The following is a 1,948-nucleotide window of genomic DNA, read 5'->3' on the forward strand; positions in this document are numbered from 1 at the left end:
CGGAACACCAGGCTTTCGCCCAGACCCATGGAAATACGCGCAAAGACACCGGCTGCATCAACGCCGCTGTAGGCCAGTGCACCGAGGATCTCGGTATAGAAGCGGGCAATGGCCGAAGCGGTACCGGGGGCGGTGTCGATCTCGACATAAGGCATGCCCAGGCGCATCCGGCCAAAACGAGCGCCGTCGGGCGCATGCACGCGGATGCGGTTGCCCCAAGGGCAGGTGACATCGACATACGCGCCGGTGCGGACAAAGCTGTATTTTGTTCCGTGTAGCAACGGCTGGACACTGGCCAGCCGAGCCATCAACGCGTCCAGATCGGGCATGACGAGGCCCACCACACCGCGCAGCACCTGAGCTGGCCCGACCGGCAAGTGAAACTGGCAGGTACCGACGTTGATCCAGGCATTGTCGATGCCCGTCCTCAGGTAGGGGTCGCGCGTCAGGCCCAGCCCCATGATGTAGAAGACAATGGCGCACTGCTGGTCCGGCACACGGACGTTGACGTGGCCGAACTCGACGATGTTGCCCACGTCTTCGGTGGTGCGGTTGAAGGAGGATCGTTTCATCTTTGGTGCCAGTTGTTGAGTTTGGAATGTAGGCAATGACCGTCGTAAAGTCCATGCTTCGGGGTCAATGGTGCCCATGTCGCTTCGCAATGTATCCCATGTTGCCGAGGGCATGGACGAGTTGGCATTCCTTGCCTATATTCGTTCCACTTTCAAACTGCCATTGGCCTGGCCACGATATACCCATGAAACTCTCCTCACAACCCATGATCGACTGCCATGTGCATGTCTTCGACCCTGACCGCTTCCCTTATGCAGCCGACGCCTGGTATCAGCCCGTGGGCGGGGAGACTGGCACGGTCGCCAACCTCGGCCAGGTGCTCGATGCCCATGAGGTGCAACACGCGCTGATCGTCGGCCCCAACTCAGGCTATGGCCTGGACAATCGCTGTCTGCTGGACGCTCTGGCGCAGGGTGCCGGCCGCTACAAGGGCGTTGCCGTGGTGCGCAACGATGCCAGTCGCACGGAGCTGCAAGACCTGCAAGCAGCGGGCGTGGTGGGGGTAGCGCTTAACGTCGCCCTGCTGGGGGTCGATTTCTATCGCGATACCGGTCCCTTGTTGGAGCGCCTGCGCGAGCTGGGGCTGTGGGCGCAGGTGCAGGTGCAGGCCGACGAACTCGTGGCCTTAAAGCCGCTGCTACAGGACAGCGGTGCGCGCCTGCTGTTTGACCATTGCGGCCGCCCGAACCCTAAAGCTGGCATGGGCCAGGCCGGCTTTGCCGCGCTGCTTGAGGCCTACACGCCACAAGCCTTGGTTTGGGCGTCTGACTGGCCCTTCCTGCGGGCGCCGGCACGGATCGATTACGGTCCCTTGCTGGCGCTGTTCGAGCAGCTGCTACCGGACGCCGATGCGCGCCAGGCGGTGCTGTGGGACACGCCTCGACGGCTGTTTGGATTCGGCGCCTGAGCGCCGTGAAGTTCAGTTACTGAGCTGTTGTTCCAGGTCATGCAGCACCTGGTAGCAAGGCAGCACTTGGGCCACGCTGCTGTTGGGCGCACGGCCCTCACGGATGGCGGCGAAAAATTCGCGGTCTTGCAGCTCGATACCGTTCATGGACACATCGACATTGCTGACGTCGATTTTTTCTTCTTTGCCGTTGAACAGGTCGTCGTAACGTGCCAGGTAGGTGGCGGTGTCGCCGATGTAGCGGAAGAAGGTCCCGAGCGGGCCGTCGTTATTGAAGCTCAAAGACAGCGTGCAGATAGCGCCGTTGGCGGCCTTGAGCTGGATGCTCATGTCCATCGCAATGCCCAGCGCCGGGTGAATCGGACCCTGAACGGCGTTGGCCTTGACGATGGGGCTGCCGCACTGGTAGGCGAACAAATCCACGGTGTGGGCCGCGTGGTGCCACAGCAGGTGGTCGGTCCAGGATCT

The 1,948-nt window shown here is 62.0% G+C and carries 3 protein-coding genes; 1 reads left to right on the forward strand and 2 read right to left on the reverse strand.

The window, feature by feature from the left end:
• A partial coding sequence (locus tag Q7T36_RS08555) for a VOC family protein (RefSeq protein ID WP_304846634.1) occupies window positions 1–572 on the reverse strand: 572 nt, incomplete at its 3' end.
• A 185-nt stretch (window positions 573–757) separates the two neighbouring features.
• Here Q7T36_RS08555 and Q7T36_RS08560 point away from each other — a divergent pair.
• On the forward strand, window positions 758–1,480 hold the full coding sequence (locus Q7T36_RS08560) for an amidohydrolase (RefSeq protein WP_304846637.1): 723 nt from the start codon (window positions 758–760) through the stop codon (window positions 1,478–1,480).
• A gap of 12 nt (window positions 1,481–1,492) precedes the next feature.
• On the opposite strand, the gene Q7T36_RS08565 is transcribed toward Q7T36_RS08560, so the two are convergent.
• Window positions 1,493–1,948 (reverse strand): hypothetical protein (locus tag Q7T36_RS08565; RefSeq protein WP_304846640.1); only part of this gene is annotated, 456 nt, incomplete at its 5' end.

The sequence above is a fragment of the Fluviicoccus sp. genome (genome assembly GCF_030646115.1).
Classification (GTDB): domain Bacteria; phylum Pseudomonadota; class Gammaproteobacteria; order Pseudomonadales; family Moraxellaceae; genus Fluviicoccus.

Coding starts and splice junctions, on each gene's coding strand:
- Q7T36_RS08560 (WP_304846637.1), top strand. CDS start 758: ATGAAACTCTCCTCACAACCCATGATCGACTGCCATGTGCATGTCTTC.